General features: G+C 44.6%; 17 protein-coding genes and 1 other RNA gene. 6 read left to right on the top strand and 12 right to left on the bottom strand.

Going from position 1 to position 22,166, the window contains the following annotated elements:
* Positions 1 to 132: 132 nt before the first annotated feature.
* Positions 133 to 2,472: a TonB-dependent receptor gene (locus A7D14_RS07645; protein WP_067032322.1), complete on the top strand. Its 2,340-nt coding sequence runs from the start codon at positions 133 to 135 to the stop codon at positions 2,470 to 2,472.
* Between the two features lie 52 nt (positions 2,473 to 2,524).
* A complete protein-coding gene (locus A7D14_RS07650) occupies positions 2,525 to 3,241 on the top strand; it encodes a DUF4198 domain-containing protein (protein WP_067032323.1) in 717 nt (238 codons plus the stop codon).
* A 53-nt stretch (positions 3,242 to 3,294) separates the two neighbouring features.
* Here the strand turns inward: A7D14_RS07650 and A7D14_RS19835 are convergent, their stop codons facing one another.
* A complete protein-coding gene (locus tag A7D14_RS19835; RefSeq protein WP_141673287.1) occupies positions 3,295 to 3,480 on the bottom strand; it encodes a hypothetical protein in 186 nt (61 codons plus the stop codon).
* A gap of 112 nt (positions 3,481 to 3,592) precedes the next feature.
* On the opposite strand from A7D14_RS19835, the gene A7D14_RS07660 reads away from it, so the two are divergent.
* Positions 3,593 to 3,892 carry a hypothetical protein gene (locus tag A7D14_RS07660; protein ID WP_067032329.1) on the top strand — a complete coding sequence of 100 codons (300 nt, stop codon included), beginning with the start codon at positions 3,593 to 3,595 and terminating at the stop codon, positions 3,890 to 3,892.
* A gap of 3 nt (positions 3,893 to 3,895) precedes the next feature.
* Positions 3,896 to 5,467, top strand: coding sequence for a PepSY-associated TM helix domain-containing protein (locus tag A7D14_RS07665; RefSeq protein ID WP_067032332.1), 1,572 nt, complete (start codon positions 3,896 to 3,898; stop codon positions 5,465 to 5,467).
* A gap of 8 nt (positions 5,468 to 5,475) precedes the next feature.
* Here the strand turns inward: A7D14_RS07665 and A7D14_RS07670 are convergent, their stop codons facing one another.
* The 3 genes from A7D14_RS07670 to A7D14_RS07680 form a co-directional block, all read right to left on the bottom strand.
* Positions 5,476 to 5,844, bottom strand: coding sequence for a DUF1801 domain-containing protein (locus A7D14_RS07670; RefSeq protein ID WP_067032335.1), 369 nt, complete (start codon positions 5,842 to 5,844; stop codon positions 5,476 to 5,478).
* 35 nt (positions 5,845 to 5,879) lie between these two features.
* Positions 5,880 to 6,749 carry a DUF808 domain-containing protein gene (locus A7D14_RS07675; RefSeq protein WP_067032338.1) on the bottom strand — a complete coding sequence of 290 codons (870 nt, stop codon included), beginning with the start codon at positions 6,747 to 6,749 and terminating at the stop codon, positions 5,880 to 5,882.
* A gap of 104 nt (positions 6,750 to 6,853) precedes the next feature.
* Positions 6,854 to 7,312, bottom strand: coding sequence for a COG2426 family protein (locus A7D14_RS07680; protein WP_067032370.1), 459 nt, complete (start codon positions 7,310 to 7,312; stop codon positions 6,854 to 6,856).
* A gap of 214 nt (positions 7,313 to 7,526) precedes the next feature.
* Here A7D14_RS07680 and A7D14_RS07685 point away from each other — a divergent pair, with 214 nt between their 5' ends.
* On the top strand, positions 7,527 to 8,645 hold the full coding sequence (locus A7D14_RS07685; RefSeq protein ID WP_067032341.1) for an Sb-PDE family phosphodiesterase: 1,119 nt from the start codon (positions 7,527 to 7,529) through the stop codon (positions 8,643 to 8,645).
* A gap of 13 nt (positions 8,646 to 8,658) precedes the next feature.
* Here the strand turns inward: A7D14_RS07685 and A7D14_RS07690 are convergent, their stop codons facing one another.
* On the bottom strand, positions 8,659 to 8,847 hold the full coding sequence (locus A7D14_RS07690) for a hypothetical protein (RefSeq protein ID WP_218058521.1): 189 nt from the start codon (positions 8,845 to 8,847) through the stop codon (positions 8,659 to 8,661).
* A gap of 171 nt (positions 8,848 to 9,018) precedes the next feature.
* Positions 9,019 to 10,224, bottom strand: a complete 1,206-nt coding sequence (locus A7D14_RS07695; protein ID WP_067032347.1) for an NAD(P)-dependent oxidoreductase — start codon at positions 10,222 to 10,224, stop codon at positions 9,019 to 9,021.
* Between the two features lie 287 nt (positions 10,225 to 10,511).
* On the opposite strand from A7D14_RS07695, the gene ssrA reads away from it, so the two are divergent.
* Positions 10,512 to 10,912: a transfer-messenger RNA gene (gene ssrA / locus A7D14_RS07700) on the top strand.
* Between the two features lie 329 nt (positions 10,913 to 11,241).
* Here ssrA and A7D14_RS07705 read toward each other — a convergent pair.
* The 6 genes from A7D14_RS07705 to A7D14_RS07730 all read right to left on the bottom strand — a co-directional run bounded on the left by A7D14_RS07705 (position 11,242) and on the right by A7D14_RS07730 (position 22,165).
* The gene (locus tag A7D14_RS07705; protein ID WP_067032349.1) at positions 11,242 to 12,870 is read right to left on the bottom strand and encodes a sulfatase; all 1,629 of its coding nucleotides are present in this window, start codon (positions 12,868 to 12,870) and stop codon (positions 11,242 to 11,244) included.
* Positions 12,871 to 12,876: 6 nt separating this feature from the next.
* Positions 12,877 to 15,102, bottom strand: a complete 2,226-nt coding sequence (bglX, locus tag A7D14_RS07710) for a beta-glucosidase BglX (RefSeq protein ID WP_255307413.1) — start codon at positions 15,100 to 15,102, stop codon at positions 12,877 to 12,879.
* A 289-nt stretch (positions 15,103 to 15,391) separates the two neighbouring features.
* The gene (locus A7D14_RS07715) at positions 15,392 to 16,813 is read right to left on the bottom strand and encodes a glucoamylase family protein (protein WP_409552681.1); all 1,422 of its coding nucleotides are present in this window, start codon (positions 16,811 to 16,813) and stop codon (positions 15,392 to 15,394) included.
* Positions 16,800 to 18,176: a glucoamylase family protein gene (locus A7D14_RS07720; protein WP_067032359.1), complete on the bottom strand. Its 1,377-nt coding sequence runs from the start codon at positions 18,174 to 18,176 to the stop codon at positions 16,800 to 16,802. The genes A7D14_RS07715 and A7D14_RS07720 overlap by 14 nt, the downstream gene beginning before the upstream one ends.
* A 41-nt stretch (positions 18,177 to 18,217) precedes the next feature.
* The gene (locus tag A7D14_RS07725; protein WP_067032362.1) at positions 18,218 to 20,596 is read right to left on the bottom strand and encodes a LamG-like jellyroll fold domain-containing protein; all 2,379 of its coding nucleotides are present in this window, start codon (positions 20,594 to 20,596) and stop codon (positions 18,218 to 18,220) included.
* A 30-nt stretch (positions 20,597 to 20,626) separates the two neighbouring features.
* The gene (locus tag A7D14_RS07730; protein ID WP_067032365.1) at positions 20,627 to 22,165 is read right to left on the bottom strand and encodes a RagB/SusD family nutrient uptake outer membrane protein; all 1,539 of its coding nucleotides are present in this window, start codon (positions 22,163 to 22,165) and stop codon (positions 20,627 to 20,629) included.
* Position 22,166 lies beyond the last annotated feature (1 nt).

Consider the following 22,166-nt stretch of genomic DNA (forward strand, 5'->3'; position numbering starts at 1 on the left):
TTACTGTTTTTCAGTAAGATAATAAATTTTATTAATACTTATTTATAATTAGTCTAAATATTCTTTGGAAGAATACGTGTTGGAATATACATTTGCAATCAAAATTTATTTAGACCAATTACAAATAACAAAATGAAGAACATACTACTCATCCTCAGCTTGACTATTTTATGCAGTGTACAAGCACAAACCGGAAATCTTAGAGGAAAGGTGACCGACCAAAGAAACAACCCGCTATCCAATGTAAATATTGCCATTTCGCACACCAGCCTTGGTACAACTACAGACGATTCCGGGAATTATCTAATCAAGGATTTAGCCCCTGGTGCCTACACCCTTACTTTTTCCATGATCGGGTATGAAACAAAAACGGTTTCAGCCAATGTATCGGCCAACCAAACCACAACAGTTCCCGCCCTTGTCCTTGCCGAACGACAGGAGCAATTGAATGAAGTAATTGTCGAAGGGCACCAAAACAAATATGTGGAGAATCAACCTTCCACCTCCCTGAGATTGAAGACCGAGTTGGTGAAATTGCCCCAAAATGTACAGGTAATCAGCAGTGAACTCTTGCAAGACCAGCAAGTGACCACCATTATGGACGGATTGACCCGAAACGTAAGTGGTGTCACCATGTTGGAACACTGGGGACAATTTGCCCGTATCAACATGCGTGGCTTTCGACTGCCCGCTTTTAGAAATGGTGTAAACGTCCAGGATAGCTGGGGGCCTCTTGCCGAAGATATGAATACCGTAGAGCGCATTGAGTTTGTAAAAGGGCCGGCCGGATTTATGATGTCTGCCGGGGAACCCGGTGGTTTCTACAATGTAGTGACCAAAAAACCTACGGAGCAGTTCATTGCCAATGCCTCTTTCATGGTTGGCAGTTTTGATTTTTATCGTGGTACCGTGGATGTTGGTGGCAAAGCTTCCAACAATGGCAAATTGCTCTATCGCTTGAACGCCATGTACCAGACTACGGACAGTCATCGAGGCAATGAGCAGTCTGACCGATTTGGTATTGCTCCCGCCCTTACCTATAAGTTTTCAGACAAAACATCCATTACTGCGGAAATGAACCTTCAAGATGCTGAGTCTTTCTTGGGATCGGCCTATATATTTGCTCCAGTAGCCGATGGATATGCAAGCTTGCCCCGCGATTTTAATTTCGTGGACAGCAATTATCCAAAAACCGATATTCAGGAAGTTACCTTTTTCTTGAACGCCAAACATGAGTTTTCAGACAATTGGAGCGTTGAAGGTCAGTTGGCTTATCTGCGTTACGACCAAGAAGGAAACTCAGCTTGGTTGGGCCAATTGGATTCCGATACTGGGGATGCCGTGAGGACCATCACTCAATGGGATGCGCTTTCCGTTGGGAAATATGCCCAATTGTACATCAATGGAGCTTTCCAAACCGGTGGGATATCGCACAAGATTCTTGGGGGATTGGATTTTAGTGAGAAAAACTATTGGGCCGATTTCTACAATACCTTCATTGTTGATACGGAAGTGCCTTTCAACATATACAACCCTGTTTATGGCGAAGTGGCCATGCCCAATTTTGACCGATCCACAAAAGTGCAGTACCGAAGAGGTGGCGAACCGTACAGTGCAAACACACTTAGAGGCTATTATCTACAAGATGAAATTGGATTTTTGGAAGATAAAATCCGTTTGACCTTGGCCGGGCGTTATACCAACCTTTACACACAGGGCAAGGACGAAAACGACAATGTAGTGACCCCGCGTATTGGCCTTAGCATTGATCTTTTGCCTGATCTGGCCATTTATGGACTTTACGACCAATCTTTCTTGCCACAAGCTGGTATCAGTGCCGACTTGGAACCACTGAACGATCCCGTGGATGCCAATGATATTGAAGGGGGAATCAAGAAAACATTTTTCGGCGGACGCCTACGTACTTCCTTGGGTGCTTTCCAAATTACCAAAGAGAACATCTTAACAACAGACCCAGAGAATCCAAACTACTCCATGTATTTGGGTGAAGTACAATCAAAAGGTATTGAATTTGACCTTCAAGGGCAGATTACACCAGAATTCAATATTGTTTTGAACTATGCCAACACCAAAGTCGAGGTAACCGAAGACCCAAACCCAGATGTAGTAGGTACACGGGTGGCAGGTCATGCCAAGCATGTGACCAATGGCTGGTTCAACTTCAATTTTGCAGAAGCTTCCAGTTTGAGAGGATTCGGCGTATCCTTGGGTTATCAATACCAAGTGGACCGCTCTACTTGGGCCTGGGCTGCCGACAACCAATCCGATTTGCCCGATTACTTTAGAATGGACGGTGCCCTATCTTGGAGAAACAGCCATTTTAGAGTTCAATTCAACATCAACAATATTTTGGACGAATACCTGTATTCAGGCGCCAATTATGGATCATATCTGTACTGGCAGTCTGAACCGGGAATCAACGGTAGGCTTGCCGTAGCATATACTTTTTAATTAAAAATTAATTAAGGCCCATGAAAAACATGGGCCTTTAAAGCTTATTCTTATGAAAAACACATTTTTACCTTTATTGCTTTTCTTTTTTGGAATGATTTCCGCCAATGCCCATTACCTATGGTTGGAGACCAACGGTTCCGGTAAATCCGGTCAAGAACATGAAGTTCGCGTGCATTATGGTGAATACACCTATGGTGTTATTGAAAAAGTGGAGGGGGAGGCTTTTCCTTTGGTTTCCAAATTTACCCTTTGGGTAATTGCTCCCGATGGCACAAAGACCGAACTCAAAACAGCTGCCAAAGAAGATCATTATGTGGCCCATTTCACTCCTAATGAAAATGGGGTGTATACCATCGCCCTCAATAACAATGAGATTGATGTGATCGATTACACCCAATACGATTTTGGGATTTTCAAGACACATTATCACTCAACGGCCAAAGTCCAAGTAGGCAGTGTTAATGCTGATACCAAAACCATCAACCCTGAGGGAATCGTGGTAAAGCAATTGGCCCACGATGGTGATGAGGTAAAACTCCAAGTACTCTACAAAGGAAAGCCATTGGCCCAAAACGAACTTCAAGTGTATGTGGCAGACCTTTGGTCCAAAACCCTACATACCGATGATAACGGCGAAGTATCCTTTGCCCTGCCATGGGACACTAAATACATTGTGGAAACCACCACCAAGGAAGAAATTCCCGGTACCTACAATGGGGAAGCGTATGAATTTATCTGGCACTGCGCCACATATTGCATCAAATAATTCGGAGAAAGAAGTATGGTCACGGGTATTTCGCTTTTAGTTTTTGTAGCCTTTTATCTCTTGTACAGTACCTCTAAAAAAATGGCTGGTGCAGGGGTTTTGGGTTTTGAAAAATGGGTGATCGGCCATCGCTCTATATCAAAATACACCGGCTTGGCCTTTTTGATCATATCATTGGGGCTAAGTATTTGGTTATGGGGGCTGGGCTCAGGGGTTTTCACATTTTTTATCCTCCTCATGACAGCGGCCAGTTTGATTATACTTCTGGCTCCTTTGCGATTGTTGTCCTATAAATCCATCGGGATGGCCCTCACCTTTTTTCTCATTTGTGAAATTGTTTTCTTTTAACCTATGCCAGCCAACAAAAAATACTTGACCCCTTCACCTTGGCAACGATTTGCCAAAATATCCGCTGCCATTTTGGGTGGATTGATCGTGGCCGTGATGTTCCATATGGCCTTGGCCAGCTGGTTCAACCATGTAGCCGTGATCATCACCAGTACGTTTTCCGCCTTCATTCTTTGGGCCATCTTGATGGTCTTCGCCTTTTTGGGTAAAAACGGCTGGAAAATCTGGGGTATCTACCTATTGACCAGCGTAGTGTTCGGAGTCGTGTTCTATTTTGGAAATCAAATCAACCCTATCGTTTAAACCATGGGAAACCGTATCTACAATATTCTGTTCCATACCCATACCGTTAGTGGGATTGTCATCAGTGTGGCCCTTTATGTGATTTTCTTTACAGGCTCTTTTTCCTTTTTTAGGGATGAAATTGCCAATTGGCAACGCGGTCATCAAACCACAGAACAAGATGCCATTGTGGGGAGCATGGACGAATATTTGAACGATATTTCCAAAGATCACAACTTGTACGGCAGGGATGTGGAGATCAGCCATTATTTCAATGAGCGTAGGGTGAATGTAAGCCTTGGGGCATCCAAGGATTCCCTGGCCGCTGAAGATGAAAAGGCCAGAACCTTCTTTTATTTGGATACGGAGGACAAAACCACGGGAACCTATGTGGAATCCTATCATTTGGGGGAGTTTTTGTACCGCTTGCACTTTTTGGACCAAATCCCCTACCCGTATGGACGCTATTTATCTGGATTGGTGGCCTTCTTTTTCCTCTTTGCCATCATCACCGGAATCTTGGTGCATTGGGATAAGATTGTTTCCAATTTTTATGTGTTTCGGCCTTGGGCCAAGTTAAAAACCATTTGGACCGATGCCCATACGGCTTTGGGCGTGATTGGGTTTCCCTTCCAATTTGTATATGCCGTTACCGGAGCTTTCTTTTTGCTGAAAGGTATTTTGGTAGCCCCATTGGTCATGGGTCTCTATGATGGTGACCAAAATAAACTATATGAAGATTTGGAGTATAACCACCCGGTATATGCCTATCAACATGAAAAATTGGATCAAACCATTGCCATCGACCCCTTGATTGCAGAGACCAAGGAAGATTGGCCCGATTTTAGGCTCAAGGAAGCCCATATCTTTAACTACGGAGACGCCAATATGCATGTGGCCATAAGCGGATATTTGGGATATTCCTCAAAATTGAACGGTTTGGGACACCGCATTTACAAAATAGCGGACGGCTCCATTGTGGAAGAAAAAGTGCCCATGACCAACAATTCCTATTTGGATGGCGTAAAAAATATGATGTTCCGTCTACATTTTGGCGATTATGCGGGTTATGGGCTTCGGGTCATCTCCTTTATCCTTGGATTGGTCTCCTGCTTTGTGATTCTCTCTGGGGTCATGATCTGGTTGGTAGCCCGAAACAAAAAGAACATCCCGGAAAAACGGCGCAAGTTCAATTACCAAGTCGCCAACATTTATATGGCCATTTGCTTAAGCTTATACCCCGTTACCGCGTTACAGTTTATTATAGTACAATTTGCAGAACAGGTCAATAGGCCTTTTCTATACCGAACCTACTTTCCAATTTGGTTGGCGGCCTCCCTCTTTTTCATTTTCAAAAAGAATATTGGCTTCACCAACAAATGGACACTGATTTCAGGAAGTGTTTTGGCCCTGTTGATTCCCATTGCGAACGGCATTTCTTCTGGAAACTGGATGTGGGTAGCCTATGCTGATGGGCTAAAACAGGTTTTATTGATAGACGTTTTATGGATTGTTTTGGGATTGGTGACGTTGTGGGTAGCCTTTTTTAAATTGAAAAGTGGAAAAACCGAAGCCGCTTCCATATCAAAGACATAGAACAGAACCTATCTTTTGTAAAAGCCCTTATGCCTGAGCGAGTAAGCTTCCTGCAGCACCTCAACAAGAATGGCATCGTCAATTTCTTCCAATGTAAAATAACGTAGCGATTTGACCACTTTTCTGTTTTCAGTGATCATTTTATCAAGGTGCAGGGTCAAATGGGCCGAATTCCAAAAAGCGATGTCCACGTACTTTTTCTTTTGGGAAACATTCAAATAGCAAATGGGTTGTTTTCCCCTATAAAAACATGGAATCCCCCATTTAAACTTCATATCCACATCTGGAATTACATGTTCAATAACACTTTTTAAATGCAACAATATGCTTTTGAACGGTTCTTTTTGGTTCAGAATATAAGCTTCGGCTGGGTTCATTTACAAAAGGTATAAGGTATAGTAAGGATACCGTTTTATTTTCGCTTAAAAAGTCGTTTCACCAATTTCATTAAAAAAACAGCCGCAAAACCTATGACCAACCCAACCAGAAAATCTTTCAATAAACTGGGTATACCGGGAAACAGGTGATGAAGATAATCTATGTTGTGATTGAAGATCCCCCCTGAGACCAATAGTAGGGCCAGGGTACCCACAATAGAAAGAGCTTTTATGATATGGGGCAGCGCATTCACCAAAACCCCACCCACTTTATCCGAAAAACTATCGTCCCGATCGTTCAAGCGAATCAGCCGGTACCCATAATCGTCCATCCGAACGATCAAAGCCACAATGCCATACACACCAACAGTGGCCAACAATGCCACCACGGAAACGGTTACAATTCGGATGGTCAGTGTTTCGTTGACCACGGTGCTCAATGCAATGATGACAATCTCAATGGAAAGAATAAAATCGGTAACAATGGCCTGCTTTATTTTTTTCTTCTCCAGTTCGGGCAACTCTTCTTTAGGAATTTCTGTGGGGTCGTCATAATGTTCTTCAACATTTCGATGAAAAATAAATTCGTAAACTTTCTCCGCACCTTCATACGCAAGGTACACCCCTCCAAAAATAAGTATGATGGTAATTGCAGTCGGAAGATAGGCACTCAATAAAAATGCGATGGGGAGAATGATCAGTTTATTTAAAAAGGAACCTTTGGTTATGGCCCAAAGCACAGGAATTTCCCTACTGGACAAAAAGCCAGTGGCTTTTTCGGCATTCACGGCCAGGTCGTCTCCTAAAATACCAGCTGTTTTTTTGGTCGCAACTTTGCTCATTGTTGCCACGTCGTCCATTAGTGCGGAAATATCGTCCAAAACAGCAAAAAAACCTGAAGCCATATATGTATTTTATGGTTAAAGAAACTTCATTGATCGGAAGCAAAATAAACAAATCCCTGCACAATGGCACATTAAAAAATCCAAAAAGCAGCTCGCTTGTGATGTTATTGGACCCCTTCCAAGGATAACAAAGTAGTGACCCAAACAATGACGGAAGAAAGGAAGATTCCAATGGTATTGGCTGCAAAGGCCTCCCGTTTTTTCATTTTAAAAAGGTATGCAGCAATAGTACCCGCATAGACCCCGGTACCGGGCAACGGAATCATCACGAACAACACAATGCCCAAAAAACCAAATCGTTGTATCTTTTTCCCAGATCCTTTCTTGGCCCTTTGACCCACAAACACCGCTGACTTTTTATAAAACCTCCACTTGACCAAGTATCTGTTAATGTACTTCAAGAAGAGCATCATTAAAGGAAACACCAACACATTGGCCAAAAAGCAGGCTATGAACACAATATATTCATTTACTCCTTGGTACAAACCGAAGGGAATGCCCACCTTGGCCTCACCGAAGGGGGAAAGGCTCCAAAGTATCGCTATGATCAAATCTTTGTGCAAGGAATACCAATTTTTTAGAACCGACAAACCTAGTGAGGAAATTGTTTATGTGCACTTTGGGAAACCTTAAATATTTATTAATTGTGAGTTCTGGACAAAACCACCAATATCCAAAAACATACAACTAGTTTACCATCAGGTTAACAGTTTGTAAAATATACTTTTTTCGATTGAAGCATTCATATAGTTTTCTAATTTTGGTAAAACCACCGTCATGAAACTCCAACCTTTCTTCATCACTTTTTTTGCAGCGGCCTGTCTTTTCGCCCAAGAGCATTCCCACACAAGCTCTAGAGCGATTACATTTCCTGATGTTCCTAACTACACAACCTTAAAGACCGATTTACACCAACACACCGTCTTTTCCGATGGAAATGTATGGCCCACCATTCGGGTGATGGAAGCCTTACGGGATAATTTGGATGTGATTTCACTCACCGAACATTTGGAATACCAACCCCACTCGGCAGATATTCCACATCCAGACCGAAACAGATCCTTTCAGTTGGCATTGGAAGAGGCCAAAAATCACGATCTATTGATTGTCCATGGTTCCGAAATAACCCGTGGTGCCCCCATGGGCCATAACAATGCCATTTTTATCGAGGATGCCAACAAATTGTTGAATGAAAAGGCCGAACCTGTTTTTGCCGAAGCCAAAAAACAAGGTGGGTTTATCTTTTGGAACCATCCCGCCTGGTATGCCCAATCGCCCAAGGGGACCCCCATTTTGAGCGATTTTCAAAAAGAGCGAATCAAAAATGGGGAGCTGCATGGTATTGAGGTCATCAACACCGGGGATTATGCCGAAGAATCATTGGCCCTTGCCTTGGAAAACAACCTGACCATTTTGGGCACCAGTGACATCCATGGACTTATTGACTGGGATTATGTGGAAAAAGGACACGATCGCCCCATCACCTTGGTCTTTGCCAAGGAAAGATCGGAAGCGGCCCTGAAAGAAGCTTTGTTCGCCGGGCGGACGGTGGCTGTTTTTAATTCGCTTTTGGTAGGGAAGGAAGAAAACCTGATGCCCTTGCTCAAGGCCTGCATCCTTATTGAGGAAGCAAGGTACATTGACAAGACATCCATTTTAAAAGTGACACTCAAAAATGTGTCCAGCAGCGATTTGATTTTCGAAAACCAGATGCCCTACACCTTTTATTCCAGTTCCCCAGTATTTACGGTTCCCGCTGAAGGCACAAAAACCCTACAAATCAAAACCTTGGAGGAAGTGCAATCGCTTACTTTAAGCTTAAAGGCGTTGGGTGCCTATATTGCGCCAAAGGAACATCCAGCCGTGGAATGGGAAATTGAAATTAGGGTTGAATAAAAAAGAGAATTGATCAGGCTACTGAGAACAGGGTTGACCCACCGTTGATCTCGCGATCAAAATCGACCCTAATTTTTTCAATCAAGTTCCGTGGAGTTTTATCGGAAATCCAGACCCATCGATTCTTCAGGTCCACATCAAAATGAAAGCAAGAGAAGTCGCCGCTGAAATCACCGCCCAATTTAGACAATAGAAATTTCATGATTTTGGGGCGCAAACGATATTCCATATCAATGCAGGCCTTTTTGACAGCCTGGTCATTTTCTCCGGAAATCACCCAATTAAATTTCACGTTCTCGGTACACTAGGACGAACAATATACTAAAAAATAACATATCGTTAACCCCTCATTGAAATACATCGACAAAAGGTATTATTCTTCGCCGTCCACATATTTTTGGAGGTAGGCAAAACGCTGTGTCAACTTGCCGTTCTTTGTCATTCGCGCCCGCTCCAAAATACCATCTTCATCATTATTGAAAAAGGCGGGAATCACATATTTGGTGAAAGCTTCGCCAAATCCAATACTGGCATCGCGAGGTAATTCGCAGGGAAGGTTGTCCACGGCCATAACGGCAATGGCATTGGTGTTTTTGTAATCCGTTTCTTTTTCGGAAACAGGGTCATAGCCATAAACAGGGTCGGCTATGGTGGAGGGTTTTATGGTCGATGCCACCGGGCCATCAATATCGCAACTAATATCGGCCACAACTTTTATCTTGAAATCGGGCTGTTTGGCATCCTCTCGGGTGTATAAAAACGGGGCACCATCGCCATAAAAATGTCCGGCAATATAAAAATCGGTCACCTCGGCAAAACGGAAAAAATTGGATTTGTATTCCTGTGGATTCTGAAAAAAATCGGCTTTATTGCCCCGAACACCATCTTTACGCTTGTTGTATTCGGAGGCATCAATCTGGCAATAAACAGGTTCGGAAAAATCCTCCTTTAAATAATCTACCACATTGACTTTTTTAAGCCCCAAGGCATCCAGCATTTCTTTAGCACCATTGCCTACCCTGCCCTTCCCGGTCAAAAGAATCTTTATGTTGGGCAGTTTTATTTTTTTGAGTTCCGCAATCAATGCGTGTTGATCTTTTAGGGTTTCGGCCTTGGGCAATTGGAACAGATCATATTTTAGACCATAGGTACGGATTCCGTTGTAAGCACCGACGATGCCCGCATATCGGCCAAAGGCCACCAAACGCTGCCCATTGGAAGCGGTGATGACCTCATGGTCGTACAGTTCAATGTTCTTGGCCAGAATAGCTTGGAGCAAATCCCGGTTGTACGGTTGTTTTTTAATGGTGTGCGAGAAGAAAAAATACTTTTTATGGGGAATCAGGGCATCGATGGGCACTTCCTTTACGCCGAGAAGCACATCGCAATTTTCCACATTGTCCACTACTGGGACACCTTTTTCCCTGTATTCTTCATCCAAAAACACCCGAATGGGCGAAGTCTCCACAAGAATTTCCGCCTTGGGGAATGTGGAAAGGACATTTTGGCACTCCGTTGGAGACAGGACCACTCTGCGGTCTGGCGGATTTTTGCGCTCCCTGATGATTCCGAATTTCATAAAACCGATTTGGTATAATTGTTGACCAAAATAAGGGTATTGGGCAGATGGCGCAAACTTTTTATCTTTTGATGGATATAGTTACCTTTGCCGACTGCGTTAGGCATTTCGACTGCGCTCAATGTGACAAATTGTGGTTTATAGCGTTAGGGATAGAGGCAAGTACCGTGTACAGCCGATAGCCCGACCAAGATATTGCGAAGCAAAGTCTTGGTAACGCCCATAACGCGGAAAGCGTTCTTTGATAAAAAAGTGAGAGATTCCTGCCTTCGCAGGAATGACATTATGGGGCCGACCGGTTTTGACAGCAAGACCAATGGCGATGTAAGCATGCCGAGCGCTGGAATACAGCTCGTTAATCTCATGTTTCACACTTTTAATTGGCGATAATAATTACGCTCTTGCCGCATAATCTGAATTATAGTAGGATAATGCCTCGTCTCCGCTAGGCGGAGAAGCGAGATGTCCCTTGGTAGCCCTTGTTGACGGCGACCTTTTTAGGGGCACCAGAAAAGTCAACACAAGGGTGTCCGTTCGCTTTGACGGCACCTCTAAAACCTAAAGAAGCTAAGTGTATATTGGGCCGTATCTGGTCAGGTATGCATCGAAAATGAAACAGATACTAAGCATGTAGAAAGCATGGTTATTGCTTGTTTGGACGAGGGTTCGAATCCCTCCGGCTCCACTAAAACACCATCAAAACAACACATCAAACCTGTAAATTACTGATTTACAGGTTTTTTTATTTTATTTGGTTTCATTAAAACTCAAATAATACCATTAAAAAGGTTACTTATTCGGTGAGCATAAAACACTAAACAGCCATACAACCCTTATTTATTGAAGCCACAATAGGTGGGCTCTAATCTTTATAATGCTACCCATCAAACTGGAAAGTTTCTTCGCATTATTAAAATTCTCAGCTATGTTCGGTGAAATGTTCCATAGATCTAAATTTTTAAGGGTTTGTAGATTCCCGCATCTTAAGGACAGGTTTTCTACAATATATTCACAACCTTAGTGTATTGGTGTTCCTCGAAGTTTTTCAAAGGCCTCATAAGTTCTATCCACTTTTTCCTTCGGTGTGGTTTCAAACTCTTTTTCGGTTACTTTGTAATATGCTTGTAAACTATCCAGTTTTTTGTGCATTGCGGTTATAACATTTTTATATTCTTCATCTTTGATGGCATTGTGAATCTCTTGTGGATCCTTATGAAGGTCGTAGAACTCCCACTGATCTATGTCATCATAAAAGTGAATGAGTTTGTACCTGTCTGTCCGCACCCCATATTGTTTTTTGACCATGTGGAATGCAGGAAAGTCATAATAGTGATAATATATAGCGTCCTTAAAATCCTGTTTGGTGCCTTCCAACACCTCCCGGAAAGATTCGCCTTGCATATCCGAAGCATATTGTGAGCCTCCTGCCAAATCCAGAAAAGTTGGTGCAAAGTCCAAGTTTTGAACCAACGCATCGATGCTGGTGCCTGGTTCAATCACTCCAGGCAATTGCATCAGCAAAGGCATTTTCAAGGATTCTTCGTACATAAAACGCTTATCGAACCAGCCATGCTCCCCCAAATAAAAGCCCTGATCGGAGGTATAGACGACCAAGGTGTTTTTATCCATCCCCGTTTCTTCCAAATAATCCAAAATCTTGCCCACTCCTTCGTCCACAGCCTTTACCGTGGCTAAATATTCGTGAAGATAACGTTGGCCCTTCCACTCTGCCAGTTCCTTTCCGTGGAGATTGGCTTCCCAAAAGGCATTGTTCTTGGGTAGATAGGCCTCATTCCAAATTCTGCGCTGCTCCGGGGTCATGCGGTCAAAATCAGTGGTCCACGGGTTGTGTGCCAGTTCGGTACTGCCGAAACCGTCGCTCAATTTCAGGTCGTGCCCTTCGTACATATCCTTGTAAATGGTCTGTTGCTGTTCGGCAGCCGCCTGTTGGTTCTGAAATTCTGGAAAATAGGTGTCCGGCAAAGGAAAGGTTATCGAATCGTACACATTCAGGTGGCGCAAAGCGGGCATCCAATTACGGTGTGGAGCCTTGTGGTGTACCATCATATAAAAGGGTAGTCCGGTACTGTCCCGCTGCTTCAACCATTCCAAACTTTTTTCTGTGATCAAATCCGTGGCATAACCTTCAACTACAGTGGTATCCTCTCCTTGAATAAATTCAGGATTATAATAGTTCCCTTGGTCATTAAGAATCTCCCAATGATCAAATCCTGTTGGTTTTCCATACAAGTGCCATTTTCCGATCATGGCGGTTTCGTAACCCAACTTTTTCAATTGCTTGGGCAGGGTGGGTTGACTGCCATCAAACCGTTCCCCGTTCATCCGAAAACCATTGATGTGGCTATGTTTTCCAGTGAGAATCACCGCCCTGCTCGGGCCACAAATGGAATTGGTGCAAAAATTATTCTGAAAAATGGCCCCGTTCTTGGCGATTCGGTCAATGTTTGGTGTCGGTGCCAATTTTCCCAGTTTATGCCCATATGCGCTGATGGCCTGAAAGGCATGATCGTCCGACATAATGAAAATAATGTTCGGAGGTCCTTTTGTTACCTCTCTCTCTGGTTTTTCTTGTTCTTTGCAGGCCAAGACCAATAGCAAACCTGCGAAAATCAATCCAATTCGCATATCATTCTATTTTAAGGTGAATGTTTTGGAAAGTTGGGCATCTGAATCGGTGCCCACAAAGACTTCAAACTCCCCGGGTTCGGAAACAAATTCCAAGGTGCTGTTATAAAACTTCAAATCGTCGGGAAACAAAGTGATGGTCACCTCTTTGCGTTCCCCTTTTTTCAATAGTATTTTTTGGAAGCCTTTCAATTCTCGTTTCGGTGGAGTTATGCTCCGTACCACGTCCCTTAAGTACAACTGCACCACTTCCTCACCATCATAATCGCCGGTATTGGCTATGGTAACAGTGACGGATATGGACTCACCTTGACCAATCGTTTCTTTGTTGAGTCTTAGGTTGGAATATTCAAAAGTGGTATAGCTCAATCCATATCCAAAGGGCAATAATGGTGAGTTTGGTGAGTCCAAATAATTCGATTTGAATTTTTGGAACTCTTCATTTTCAGGTGCAGGTCTGCCTGTATTTTTTGCACTATGATAAATGGGAATTTGCCCAACATTTCTAGGCCACGTAGCCGTCAATTTCCCAGAAGGATTATAATCACCAAATACCACATCGGCAATGGCATTTCCGGCTTCGACACCTGGGTGCCACACCTGCAGAATGGCCACGGGGAGTTCAAATTCTTCGGGGATGGTCAAGGGACGGCCGCTCATCAATACCAATACTACTGGCTTACCCGTATCCACCAATGCCCTGATGAGCTTCTTTTGACTATCGGGAATGGAAATATCGGTACGGCTGGCCGCTTCCCCACTCATTTCGGTGGCCTCACCCACAACGGTGACAACCACATCCGAAGTCTTGGCCAAATCCAAGGCCTCTTTCAATAGGGCTTCGGGGGAACGTTCTTCAACTTCAATTCGAGGTCCAAATACATTCACTTTTTTTGCAAACTCAGGATCATTGGAAATATTGGAACCCTTGGCATATTGAATATTTGCCTCCGATGCTACATTCTTGAAACCTTCCAGAACGGTGACCGCCAAATTAAAATCTCCCGTAGGCGCCCAAGTGCCCAACATGTTTTCCCTGCTATCCGCCAACGGACCGATCAGGGCAATCTTCCCTTTATTTCCCAAGGGAAGCATATCATTATGATTTTTCAGCAATACAAAGGAATGTGCAGCCAATTTACGGGCCAAGGCCCTATTTTCCTTGGTGAGGATGTCTTTTTCTGGGCGTTTGCTGTCCAAATATCGGTAGGGGTCATCAAAAAGCCCAGAAATATACTTGGCTTCCAACACCCTTCTGCAAGCATCGGTAATTTCTGCTTCGGTCACTTTTCCTTCATCAAAAGATTTCTTCAAAGTGGTCAAAAACCCTTCCCCGACCATGTCCATGTCCAATCCGGCCTTTAATGCCAATGTGGAAACTGCCTGAAGATCACCCAATCCATGGGCAATCATTTCGTTGAGCGAGGTATAATCCGAGACCACAAACCCATCGAATCCCCAACGCTTGCGGAGCAAATCTGTGAGCAACCATTTATTTCCGGTCGCCGGAACACCATCAATATCGTTAAAAGAGGTCATGACACTGGCAGCTCCTGCATCCACAGCGGCTTTGTACGGTGGCAAATATTGATTGAACATTTTTATTTTGCTCATATCCACGGAATGATAATCGCGCCCTGCTTCTGCCGCGCCATAAAGTGCAAAATGCTTTACACAGGCCAATAGGGTATGCGCAGCGGCCAAATCGCTGCCCTGATACCCTTTTACCATGGCTTCGGCAGTTTTGGAACCCAAATAGGGGTCTTCCCCTGCCGTTTCGGCAATGCGTCCCCAGCGCGGGTCACGGGAGATGTCCACCATGGGGGAAAAATTCCAGTTGATGCCGTCCGCAGTGGCTTCCCGAGCAGCCATTTGGGCGGCTTGTTTCATTAAATCCATATCCCAACTGGCCGACAATCCCAAAGGGATTGGGTAGGTGGTCTTGTATCCATGGATGACGTCGGAACCAATGAGCAACGGTATGCCCAAACGACTTTCCTTTACGGCAAGTTCCTGTGCCACCCTGACCTTATCGGGTCCGGCCACACCGAAAAGTCCGCCCACTTGACCTGCCTTGATCTTCGCCTCCACATTTTTGCTCACCACTTCACCTGTGGCCACACCTCCCCCAGGGGTCAAAAGGTTCAATTGGCCTATTTTCTCTTCCAAGGTCATCTTCCGTAAGAGGGCTTCCACTTCGGGAATCCTTTCTTGTGCGTTGATTGTCCACATTGATAATGTGACAATTGCCAGTAATAATTTTTTATAATACATAATCGGGTCGTTTCTGATATAATCGTCCTAAGCTGCCACCAACAGGGTTTTATTGACCCCACAACCGTGGAGAAAAGGATTACTGGATAGCTTCTGGCTTCCTTAAAGTCTTTGGGGCACATCAATGCCATACCCTAAGGTATCGTTTACCTCAACACGTATTTTTGCCCCATATTTTGATTACCGTTGGTCCGAAACCCATGCAGAAGCAAAAAAAAGGGCTAATACGAACTGTTCTGTCTTCATTTTAAAATCCGAGTTTTGATAAGCCGGCCTGTACATCCTCATTGGCCATGAACAGGTTCCAGAGCAGCCCTGTACGATGGTTCTCAATCATAATAATCTGAGGCCCTTGATCAATGGCCAAATAGGCTTCTGCGACCCAAAAGTTATATTCTGGGCTAAAGGCATCATAAAATCCGGCAGGCCCCAACAGTTTATCCTTGTTTTTATAAAAATAGTGCATCGCCTTCAATGACTCCTGAGGGGTGTAGGGAATGGAACTTATGGCCGCAGTGGGGGAAATTACCCCTGTGTCGTTGGACGGACTGTGGGCATTGTATCCTATACTTCCATCATTATTTCTGGAATAGCTGGCTGTTAAGCCCCAGCAATCCTCTCCATAGTCCTCAAAATCTTTGGGATTCTCCACACAATAGGCATAATTGATCTTGGAATGGTTGACGTTTACATCCCAATAATCCACATATTCATCCGAAAGCCCACTGGGATCAAGTCCCAAATAGGAATAATGTGCCCAGAACAAGGGGCCACCAAACTGTTCAGAACCGTTATGCTTTACCAGAAGAGGATAACCATATTGGGTGTTTGATGAAACTATACCCCCGCTGGAGGCCCATCCGCTTGTGTATACTTCTTTGGAAATACTGTAATCAGGTGACGCCGCCGCCATGACGTAAGCTATCAGTACTTCGTTGTAGCCCTTTAGTTGAAGATTGATGTCAAATCCATAATTTGGGCTCCAGTGCCAATACAGCACATTTTGTCCTTGTGTGTACCAATCCCACTCCACTCCTTTCCAAAGTTCATCGGCCTGTTGTGCCAGGGCTTTTTCTTCATCGGAGCCATTTTTAAAGTATTCCTTAATGCAAATCAATCCTTGGGTCAAAAAAGCGGTTTCCACGAGATCACCTCCATTATCCATAGTGCTAAACGGAATCACAGAGCCACTTGACCCATTGATCCAATGGGGCCATGCACCATGAAAACGATCTGCATTTTCCAGAAAATCCATAAGGGTCGTCAATCGTTCCACACCTTCGGTCCTGGAAATAAAACCCCGTTCGATCCCCACCAAAATGGCCATAAGGCCAAAGCCTGTGCCACCAGCGGTCACCACATGGGCATCCCTGCTGGGGTCATCGGGATGGTACCTTTCCCTTGCCCCTCCAGAGTTTTCTTCGGCAAAATCCCAAAAATATTTGAAGGTTTCTTCCTGGGTCAAGTCCAAAAGTTCTTCATCGGTAATGGTCGGGGTATCATTGTCATCGTTATCATCAACATCGTCATCCGCACCATCATCATCATTATCATCCCCGCTTGGAATTTCAGTGGGAATGGGCTCATACGTGTAGTCATCGCCCCCTCCACAACTGCTTACCAGTATCAGAAGAAACAGGAAAAAAAAGGGAGTTTTAAGCATCTTCATCCATATAAGGGCTCTCAAAGCCCAATTTTTTAAGTCCTTTCTGTACATCCTCATTGGCCATGAACAATTTCCACAGGAGACCACTTCTATAATTTTCAATCATTACGGGAATAGGCCCTTGATCTATGGCCAAATATCTGGGCAAAAACCATTTGTCCTCTAGACTAAATGCATCATAAGGGCCGTAATCTCCTACCAAACTGTCCTGCTCGGTGTACATGTATCGTAAAAACTGCATGCTCTCCTTAGGTGTGTAGGGCATGGAGGAAAGTGCGGCCGTTGGCGAAATCACCCCTAGATCCATACCCGGCCTATGGCCTGCATATCCATTTATGGAGTAACTTGAGGTCAATCCCCAGCAATTTTCCCCATAGCCTTCATACCCTTTAGGATTGTCCACTGCATATTTGTAGTGGATCATGGCATGGTTGGTATTGAGCTTCCAATAGTCCCCGAATTGATCGGTAAGACCCTTTGGGTCCAATCCCAAATAAGAATAATGTGCCCAGAAGAGCGGCCCCACGGGAGCGTTGTCATGTTCGTAGTGGTTGAGTTCCGTTTCCAGCCCATAATAGGTAGTATCCTTGGCAATTGCGCCATCAAGTGCCCATCCCTTTTCATAGACGCTTTTGTTGATGGAGTGTGTAGGCGATGCAGCTGCCAGCACATACATGATCAGGCATTCGTTGTAGCCTCCAACGGGAAAGTTCATCTCCCATTTGTATTCGGGACTCCAGTGCCAATAGAGCACATCTTCCCCGTTTTTGGTGTACCAGTCCCACTCGACACCTTCCCAAAGCTGCTGGATTTTTTCAGCTAGTTTTTGTTCCCGCTCATTGCCGTCTTTAAAATATTCCTTTACGGCCAAGAGACCCTGTACAAGGAAGGCGGTTTCCACAAGATCACCACCATTGTCCTTTCTGCTGAAGGGAGACACTTTTCCCGATGGCAAAAGCCAATGGGGCCATGCGCCATGAAAGCGGTCCGCTTTTTCCAAGAAGTCCACGATTCTCTCGTAGCGTTCCAAGGCTTGTTCGCGGGTGATGAAATTGCGTTCCACCCCTACCAAAATTGCCATAAGGCCAAAACCAGAACCGCCCGTGGTGATAATATCCTTATCGTGGTTGGGATAAACATTATCCATATGAAAACGTTCCCTAGCCAACCCTGAAACGGGTTCTGCCCCATCCCAAAAATAATTGAAGGTTTGATACTGAACCGAATCCAACAATTCTTCATCAGAATATGCTTCCTTGTCCGGAGTAGTATCCGCCGAACCTTTGTCTTTTTTACTTTTTTGGCCATTGCACCCCATAACCAAGGATGCAACAGCCAAAACAATTGAAATTAAAACTAACCTCATACAAAATCAACTAACTCAAAAACTTAACTTTTTGATTTTTATTAATCATTCATTACTTCTTGTATTTCCTCTTGGCTCAAGGCCCTATCGAAGAGGTACAACTCATCGATATAGCTTGAATCCGATAGGTGGTCCCATCCAATAAAATTGGGTGCTCCGGAACCAATGGAAAGTATGGTACAGTTTTCCCAACTGATGGTCTTGCCTGTCATATCCCCCATATTTGTCACGGGTTCTCCATTAAAATAGATTTGGGTGGCTGTTTCCGTGACGGTGAAAGCAACGTGCACCCACTCGCCAGCAGCAACATCGATGACTTCCCCATCATTCCATACATCTCCTGCATCACTGCCCACATGAAGTTTTATCCGTTGCGAAGCGGCATCGCCCTCTCTAAACAGCCTGAAACCGGCACTTAAGTCATTGTCGCTACCGTTCATGGGTGGGCCAACGGTAAGGATCCCTGCCCTATCTGGGGCTGGATCTACTTTGTACCAAAAGGCACCACTGAACTGATTGTTGAACAACCCATCGATTGGGAAGGTGAGATACGAGTCTGTTGCACCTGCGTAGGCATCACTTCCCACACTACTTTCCCCGGCAAATCCCGGTGTTCCCTCAACTGTGGGCTCTGTATTGCCATTGGCCTCGGTAAAGGAACCATCAAAAGGCATGTACAGGGTTGACCCATAGTTTTGTGGGGTAACGGAACCACCGGCCACTGCGGCCACTTCTTCTGGCGTGAGTGCCTTGTTGAAGAAACGAAGATCGTCTATGGTACTGTTGTCCGATAAGTGATCCCAATAACTGAATGTTGGGCCTCCCGATCCAATTGTAAAGGTTTCACAACCCGTCCAATCAATGGGAGCCGACATGGCCGATGAAAGCACTTCGGTACCGTTAAAGTAGATGGTGTTCTTATCACTGGCTATGGTAAAGGCAATATGCACCCATTCCCCAGCGGCAACAGCGATGACATCTCCATCGTTCCAACTTTCACCAGCTCCTGTTCCCACATTGAGTTTGATGCGTTGCTCATTGGCATCTCCTTCCCTGAAAAGCCTGAACCCTTGGAAACGATCCACCTCATCATCACCGATCACAATAATTCCGGCTCGTGTAGGGTCCGCCTCCACTTTGTACCAAAACGCACCACTGAATTCGGGTGTAAGCAATGCTTCATTGGCCGGGTATTCAATATAGGAATCCGTAGCACCTGAATAGGCTTGTTCCCCTACCTGACTTTCATCGGTGAAGCCGGGACTACCTACTGGATTGGCCGCTCTACTTCCCACCAAATCAATATAATCCCCATCAAAGGGCATATAGAAAGACTCGCCTGGATATTGTGGCACATATGGATTAAGTGAATTCAACATAATCTGGATATCACTATCCGTCAATGCCTTATTGAAAATTCGCAATTCATCTATTTCACTATAATCTGACAAATGGTCCCAGTATTCAAACGTAGGTCCTGAACCTCCAATGGTCAATACCTCACAACCTGTCCAATCGATAGGCGAAGTCAAATCTGCGGAGAGCATTTCAACTCCATTAAAATAAATGGTTGTCTTGGTTTGGGAAATGGACATGGCCACATGGACCCATTCACCGGCCGTGGCATCAATCACACCACCATCATTCCAACTTTCGCCAGCTCCGGTTCCCACATTCAGTTTGATGCGTTGTTCATTGGCGTCTCCTTCCCTAAACAATCGGAAACCTTGGAAACGATCTTCGGCATCATCGCCCACAACCAAAATTCCCGCTCTGTTGGGTGTTGGATTTACCTTGTACCAAAATACCGCACTGAATTCCGGGGTCTTTAAGCCATCCAAGGGAAAGTTCAGGTAGGAATCCTGCGCTCCTTCATAGGCGTCCGAGCCAACATATCCATCCCCATTAAATCCAGGTGAACCTACTTCCTCTGGTTGTTGAAAGCTTATAAGATCCATAAACTGACCATCAAAAGGCATATACATTACTTCACCATCAAACATGGTTTGATAAGGTGGTGACTTGGAGAAATTGACTTCCTCGGTAGATGATTTGCCTTCAAGATCTGATGCTGTTACGGTAAGTGTGTAGTCCCCATCGCCCAAATTATCATACGAGAACTCTTTGAGCACTATTCTATAATCCGTGAACGAGTTGAAACTGGCAATTTGCGTACCGTTCAACATCACCTTGATATCTTTTACCTCAATATCATCCGTAACTTTAAGGTCAATATCAAGGCTTGTCACGTCTTCAAAAACCTGTATTAGGGTTCCCTCCGTGGGGTAATTTATAGTAATCTGTGGGGCTGATTCATCAGCTCCGGCGGCCACTTCCGTAATCGAGTCTATACCTTGGTCACAAGCCACAAATGACAATGCTGTCAATGCGCTCAATAGTATTTTACCTATGCTTTTCATCTTTTTTCTTTTTGTTTTTTTTGGTCCCTCTTAGTTTCCAAGAATTGGAAATTGGTCTACCTGCGACTGTGGATAAGGCAAGAATGTCTTATCGGCAGTAAATGTTCTTCCATCGTAGTTCAACTCGTCCAATCGGCCAAGTCGAATCAAATCAAAATAACGTTTCCCCCACTCCATGCTCAGTTCGGCATATTTCTCGGCGATAACTTGATCTGTGGTGACTCCTGACAAACCGGTCAATCCAGCTCTGTCCCTGACCAAGTTTACGGCTGCATCCGCACTCATTCCAGAACCTGTGGCCCCATGGGTCAAGGCTTCTGCATACATCAACAATATTTCTGCATACCTAATAATGATGAAATTTTTATTGCTGCCGTAGGCGGTTCTTCCGGGTATGAGCTGATTGGAGGGCAGATAGTGCTTGCCGCTGGCAAACAAGGCCCGAGCATAATCATTGATCACATCCCCATCCCTTGTTGTGTTTGATACAAAGCCTGGTAAGCTTGCATAGTTGGGGTCGGTCTGAATTTCTGCAATGCCGCGATCTGTGAACAATACACTGGTCTCCAAACGAACGGTTTCATCCCGATCCAACATAAACTTGATGAACTTCATACTGGGCTCAAAGAAACCCCAACCACTACCGGCCCCGGCTACGGCCGGTGTCCAGTTCTGTGGACCATAGGGATCATACAAATGTGCCTCGCGATCACCCTCGCCCTGTCCAAAATCTGAATATTGCATGCTCAGCAAAATCTCATCTGAGAGTTTCCCCGGGGTTTTGAACAATTCATAATAGTCCGGGAACAGGCTAAATCCTCCAGAATTGATGATATCGGCACAGGCATCCGCCACAATTTGATAGTTTTCCAATTCTTGATTGGCCAATGCTTTAACGGCCAGTGCTGTATACACTGTGGCCCCGCCCGGAATATCGGTACGTTCATTGGGCCTCATATCGGGCAAATGCGGAATTGCCTCATCCATCTGGTCTGAAATATGTTGCATGACCTCATCCTGTGTAGGCACTGTTTCCAATTCCTTCAATTCATCTGTATTGGATGATGTCGGGATAAAGACATCTCCCCATGTTTGGGAAATGTGGAACAACATTATGGCGCGGAGCACTTTAATTTCGGCAATGTATTGGTTGCCCAGTGTCGTGCCTTGATCATCGGCAAATTCCAAATACCTTTCAATCTGTTCCATGGCGGTATGGGCAGAAATAATATCGGCATACACATTTTCCCAGAGGGAATTGTACATCCAATAATCCTTGTTGTAATTAAAAAGGTCGGTTTCACCATAATCCGGTTGATCCCCCAAACCTCCTGCATTAACATCATCTCCCCTTACGGCAATGAGCAGAGGCTGTTCCCAACCTCTTGATTGAAAGGCTTCGTAAGCTCCCACCAAAGAGAGTACCATGTTCTCTGTTTGGGTGAAATCAGTTCCCCCGGCAAAGTTGTTGTTCAACTGGGGTTCCTCCAATTTATCCGAGCACCCCAAGGCCAATAACGCAAATATGGCGAGGAGCGATTTTGTTTTAAGTTCTATAAATGGTCTCATA

The sequence above is a fragment of the Allomuricauda sp. CP2A genome, from assembly GCF_001683915.1.
Classification (GTDB): domain Bacteria; phylum Bacteroidota; class Bacteroidia; order Flavobacteriales; family Flavobacteriaceae; genus Flagellimonas.